This is a genomic window from Deltaproteobacteria bacterium (assembly GCA_019308995.1).
Lineage (GTDB): Bacteria > Desulfobacterota > Desulfarculia > Adiutricales > JAFDHD01 > JAFDHD01.
In genome coordinates, this window is record JAFDHD010000160.1 from 1 (window position 1) to 5630 (window position 5630).

At 55.3% G+C, this 5630-nt stretch carries 7 protein-coding genes; 1 reads left to right on the top strand and 6 read right to left on the bottom strand.

The genetic code is table 11. From position 1 onward, the window contains the following. The first annotated feature begins 302 nt into the window (after window positions 1–302). Window positions 303–464 (top strand): hypothetical protein, encoded by a 162-nt coding sequence (locus JRI95_16040; GenBank protein MBW2063054.1) that lies wholly within the window; start codon window positions 303–305, stop codon window positions 462–464. Window positions 465–516: 52 nt separating this feature from the next. On the opposite strand, the gene JRI95_16045 is transcribed toward JRI95_16040, so the two are convergent. The 6 genes from JRI95_16045 to JRI95_16070 all read right to left on the bottom strand — a co-directional run. After that, window positions 517–1413, bottom strand: a complete 897-nt coding sequence (locus tag JRI95_16045) for an amidohydrolase (GenBank protein ID MBW2063055.1) — start codon at window positions 1411–1413, stop codon at window positions 517–519. A gap of 63 nt (window positions 1414–1476) precedes the next feature. Then, on the bottom strand, window positions 1477–2661 hold the full coding sequence (locus tag JRI95_16050; GenBank protein ID MBW2063056.1) for a zinc-ribbon domain-containing protein: 1185 nt from the start codon (window positions 2659–2661) through the stop codon (window positions 1477–1479). 21 nt (window positions 2662–2682) lie between these two features. Beyond that, a complete protein-coding gene (gene hpt / locus JRI95_16055; protein MBW2063057.1) occupies window positions 2683–3210 on the bottom strand; it encodes a hypoxanthine phosphoribosyltransferase in 528 nt (175 codons plus the stop codon). Between the two features lie 141 nt (window positions 3211–3351). Then, window positions 3352–3597, bottom strand: a complete 246-nt coding sequence (locus JRI95_16060; GenBank protein MBW2063058.1) for a succinate dehydrogenase assembly factor 2 — start codon at window positions 3595–3597, stop codon at window positions 3352–3354. Between the two features lie 95 nt (window positions 3598–3692). Further along, the gene (locus JRI95_16065; protein MBW2063059.1) at window positions 3693–4397 is read right to left on the bottom strand and encodes a succinate dehydrogenase iron-sulfur subunit; all 705 of its coding nucleotides are present in this window, start codon (window positions 4395–4397) and stop codon (window positions 3693–3695) included. A 1-nt stretch (window position 4398) separates the two neighbouring features. After that, on the bottom strand, window positions 4399–5630 hold a 1232-nt coding region (locus tag JRI95_16070; protein MBW2063060.1), incomplete at its 5' end, for an FAD-binding protein.

Genomic DNA, 5630 nt, shown 5'->3' on the forward strand with positions numbered 1-5630 from the left:
AAATCTAAGTGTTTAATAATAAGCAAATCACCTTTATGAACGTAACTTGTTTAAATGATGCAAAAAATCTATCGACCAGATCAAATTATCATCAACTAATATGGAGAAGACCCAAAAAGTCAAACTTTTTTAATCCTGCTGCCTAGCTTTTTGATGAGGCCCCGCATCGGCAGGTCCTGTTCAGGGCCGCTTCAAACCCCTTTACATGTTGTTATAATTTGAAAAGCGGTTTGAGACTGTGCTTCCGGTGTGGAACCGTCATTTTATGAAGAAAAATCCGGCCTGAATGGGGGGAAAAGAATATGTCGTTGAAAAACCAAGGTGAAATCCAGCGTAAGGTCTTGATTGCCATGGACGGTTCGCGGTCCGCCCCGCACGCCGTGGATTACACGGCAAATATGAGCCGTCTCATCCCGGACTTGCACATTGTTTTGCTTCACGTTCTGCTATCTATTCAACTATAAAACCACTCAAAAATATTTTTATTGATTGATTCAAATCCTGTTCAGAATAAACTTACAATTTCAATATACGCTTGGCGTTCTCGCTTAAGATCGCCTTTTTTTCATCCTCTGTAAACTTCAGGCTCAAAAACCGTTTCAGGTCCTGGCCGGGATGAAACCAGGGGAAGTCTGAGCTGAACATGACCCGGTCCACGCCGATCTTCCTGATCAGGTCCACGGCTTCATCATCAGTTAAGGGCCTATCCCCTTCAGCCCCGTGAATTGCGGCCGAGGTGTCGAAATAAAGATTCGAAAATCTTTTGGAGAGCTCAAGGGTTTCGTCCCAGTAGTTCAGGCCCAGGTGCGCTATGACAAGGGTCAGTTCTGGAAAATCTTCCAGGACCCTGGTGAAGTTTTTAGGCCGGGTGTATTCCTTATCCGTGGCAAAGAGGCCGCCGTGAGAGATGATGGGCAGCCCTAATCGCTGAGCCGTCTCGTAAACCGGCCAGAGTATGGGATCGTCGGGAAAGTAGCAGCCTTCAGCCGGGTGGAGCTTCAGTCCCTTTGCGCCAAAATTTTTAGCCTTATCCTCGATTTCCGCGGTCATGTCTTCCGGCTTCATGAGCGGGTCCACTGAAGGAAAAGGCACGAGCTTCGGGTTCTCCCGGGCCATAAGGCAGGTCCATTCGTTGCGGCGCTGAATCCGGCCGGTGATTTTTTCAATGATTTCCTCTCTGGCCGAACCCTTTTCTTCCGGCGCAGATTTGGCCATGGCGGCGTCATACATGCTTTTGGCCGGAGTCATATTCACCTGAACCGCCAGGTCAATGCCGGCTTGATCCATGATCTTGAGAAGTTCATCCGGCGTGCCAAAGCATCCGGCCCGGCCCCCGCCGGCCTGAGCCTGTAGGCCGATCTCCGGCGTTTTATAGGTGTGCACGTGCGCGTCAATGATATGGTAATCGCTCATGTCTTTTTCTCCGCAAAAACTTTCAACAAAGTTGAGCCAGTTTTATTGGGAGACAGAAAAACTTTACTTAAGCGGGCTGGCGGATTGTGAACTGACCACCTCCACCGAATACCCGGCCAGCTTATCGGGGGTGTTGTTGAAAACGATCATGAACTCGACGCTCTTGCCTGGTTCGATGTTCAGGTTTGCGCCCTTTTCGCCGGTTCTTCGCATCAGGCGTTTATTGATTTCTTCCATGGACAGCACGCGCAGTTCATCGTCGCTCAGGACGTTTCCGCAGTAAATCACTCTTTGCCTCAGGACGTTTTCCTGCTCGTCATTGAGAGTGCCTTTGAGTTTTATATAGCTCCGGGAGGCGGGGTTTGCATTCTCAGCCAGCCCGGTAATGACCAGGAGCGGCCCTTCCTTCTCGTTCTGTCTCCAGAAATGCTTGGTCTTTTTCTGATCCAGCGTGATGTTTTTGTTGCCCAGGATATCTTTCTCAGGCTTGGCCGGTTTCTGACCGCTAAAGTACCAGGCCCCGGCTAAAGCTGCCGTTACAGCCAGGAGGGCAATGAGGATCCAGAGGAAGGCCCGGCTTCTCCTTGCCGGTCCGGCCGCCACGATGGTCGGACTTACTTCCTCCTCTTCGATTTGCTCCTCGATCGGGGAAATCTCCTCTTCGAGGCCTTCCAGGACATCGTGTTCGAGCACTGTTTCGGAGATAATCTCGTCAAATTCCTCTTCAGGGGTAAGGCTGGGGCCTTCTTCAACCTCCTCCTCGTCCTCCTCAAATTCCTCTTCTTCCCCCTCGCCCGGAAATTTCAATTCATCAATCTGTTCATCGTCTGGAACTTCCGGCTCAGCTTCCTCGCCCTCCTCCTCCAGGGCTTCATCAATGGAAACCTCTTTCTCGGGTTCAGCCGCTTCATCCTCAAGGACTTCAGGTTCCGCCTCAAGTTCCTCCAGGCCGAGGTCTTCCTCCAGAGTGGCCAGCTCATCCTCAAAGGAAGGCGCCTCCTCCTTGTGCGGGGGTTCGGCTGCCGCGGCTTCCTCCTCGACCTCCAGGCCTTCCTCGGGCGGCGCCTCTTCCGGTTCAGCCGCCGGGGCCAGAGGCTCTTCTGGCAGAGGGAATGGCTCTTCCGGAGGCTCTTTGTAAATTAAGAAGACGTTCCTGCACCTGGAGCATCTGACCCTGGAGCCTTCGTCTTTGATGCGATCCGGGTCAACATTGAATTTCGTTTTGCAGTTCTCGCACTGAACGATCATGGCCCTGTCCCTTCGGGGATTTCAGTCAAGGATGAGATGATAGATATCCCGGAAATATCTGTATTTTTCGTTATAATCAAGCCCGTACCCGACCAGGAACCCCTGGTCCACCTGGAAGCCGGTGAAGTCTATTTCCACGGGAACGCTACGGCGCTCCTTTTTATCCAGCAGCACGCAGACCCTGATCGAGGCCGGTTTTTTTTCAGCCAGATGTTTTTTGAGGAAGTCCAGGGTCAATCCGCCATCCGCGATGTCGTCCACGATGAGCACGTGTTTGCCTTCAAGGTCCTGTTCCACGTCCTTTTTCATCTCGACCTGACCCGAGGAGACACTGCCTGAGCCGTAGCTTGCCAGGCGGACAAAATCCACTTTCAGAGGTATGGTCATCTCCTTGACCAGGTCGGATAGAAACATAAACACCCCGTTGAGCACGCCGACCAGGACCACCTCCTGGCCTTCATAGGTCCGGGAGAGTTCCCGGGCCAGTTCTTTGACCCTGGCTTCGATTTGAGATTGAGAGATGACGAGCTTTTTTTCAGGTTCGCTCACCTGGGCTCCATCTTTACTGCTGACGTATTTACTGCTTGATGTTTTTAAAGTAACGTTTTTTCAAATAATAGTCAATAATTTTGCCTTCAATTCGGCGCACGGATTTGAAGCTAACGGGGAAGGAACATCATCATGGCCGCCTTACGGCGCGGGCTTAGCCACGAGCCGGAGCACCTTTTCCCACAACTCGGAGGCAACCCCTTCCGGGGCCGGGCCTCTGGCCAGCAGGGCGGTTTGCAGGGTCATGTCGTCCAGTTTGAGCAGCTCCTTAAGGGCGGTCAATTCATCGTCCGTAAAGGAAGGCCGGGCGGCCTGAACCAGCCTGTCCAGCATGAGTTCCAGCTCGAGGGTGGCGCGGCGGGAGGCCTGGAACTCAATCCGCCGCATCAGTTCTTTCCTGTCCATGCCTTTATCGCACCGGTCCTCCTGAGGTCGCGTCTAAAACGGAAGGCGCAGCCCCGGGACCTTCCGGCTCCTGAAGTCTAAAATCTGGCTGAGACCAGGGCTTTTTTAAGGCCGCCGATGGCCCTGGTCGGGTTCAGGCCCTTGGGACAGGCTTCGATGCAGTTCAGGATGGTATGGCAGCGCCAGACGCCGTGACGGTCGTTGAGCAGCTGGAGCCGTTCGTCAGCGCCCACATCTCGGCTGTCCACAATGAAACGCCAGACGTTCAGCAGGGCGGCCGGACCCAGATATTCCGGGTCCGCCCAGTACGACGGGCAGGAGGAGGAGCAGCAGGCGCAGAGAATGCACTCATACAGCCCGTCCAGCTTGCGGCGATCTTCAGGACTCTGAAGCAGCTCATGATCGGGCAGCGGAGTCTTGGGGATGAAAAAGGGCCTGCACACGAAATACCTGTCCATAAAGTCGTCCAGGTCCACCACCAGGTCCTTGATCAGCGGCAGAGAAGGCAGGGGCTGAATCACCACCGGTGTCTTGAGGTCCTCGATATGCGTCATGCAGCCAAGCCGGTTCACACCGTTAATATTCAGCCCGTCCGAACCGCAGACTCCTTCGCGGCAGGAGCGGCGAAAGGTCAGGGTGCCGTCCTGTTCCCACCGGATCTGGTTCAGACCGTCAAGGATCATCATGCCGGGCCGCCGGATCTCAACCTCGTAATCCTTATAATAAGGCTCCCGGTCGTTTTCGGAATCGTAGCGAAAGACGGTGAAGGTGACCTTGTCCATCTCAGTAAACCCTTTCCTTGGGCTCGAAGGGCGGGACGCTCAGGGGCTTAAGCCGGACCGGCTTGTAATCCAGGCGGACGCCGCCATCCGCGGAGAGGTAAGCCAGGGTGTGTTTGAGCCAGTTCTCATCATCCCGCTCCGGACAGTCATCCCGAAAATGAGCCCCCCGGCTCTCTGTCCGCGCCAGGGCCGCCTCGACCACGGCCTGAGATATGTCCAGCATATGGCCTAATTCCAGGGCCTCGACCAGGTCCAGGTTGTAGGTTGAACTATGGTCGTCCAGGCCGATACTGCTAAAGCGGTCTTGGAGCTCCTTAAGCTTTTCTTTTTGTCTGGTGAGGCTCTCCGCGGTGCGAAAGACCCCGCAGTTTTCATCCATTGACAGCCGGAGGTCCTCCATGATGACCCCCAGGCGCTCGGAACCCCCTGAACTTAACAGCCGCTCCACCTCGGCCCGGCCTCGAGCCCCGGCCGATTCAGCCAGGGGAATGAAATCAGGAAGGCGGTTGGCATACTCGACCATGCGCGCCCCGCCGACCTTGCCAAAGACAATGATATCCAGCAGGGAGTTGGCCCCGAGGCGGTTGGCGCCGTGCACACTGGCGCAGGCCGCTTCACCGGCGGCGTAGAAGCCGGGCACCGGGTCTTCAGGGGTTTCCATGGAACCGAGCACAACCTCGGCGAAGAGGTTGGTGGGGATGCCGCCCATGGTGTAGTGGCAGGTGGGCCGAACCGGTACGGGTTCCCGGATGCAGTCCACACCGGCAAAGGTTTCCGTCAGCTCCATGACGCCAGGCAGCCGCTCCCGGATAATGTCCTCGCCGATATGATCCATTTTGAGCAGGACATGATCCTTCTTCGGCCCCACGCCCCGCCCTTCGCGAATCTCCTGGATAATGCCTCGCGACACGATATCCCGCGAAGCCAGGTCCTTGATGGTCGGAGCGTACTTGCCCATAAAGCGTTCATCTTCCGCATTGATGAGAAAACCACCTTCGCCGCGAATCCCTTCGGTGATCAGGTTCCCCGGCCCGTAGATACCGGTGGGATGGAACTGGACGAACTCCACATCCTCGACCGGGAACCCTGCGCGCATGGTCAGGGCCAGACCGTCGCCGGTGTTGATGTGAGCGTTGGAAGTGGTCCAGTAGATGCGGGAATACCCTCCGGTGGCCAGAAGCACCGCCTTGGCCTGAAAAATATGAAATGCGCCGCGCACGATGTCCCGGGCCA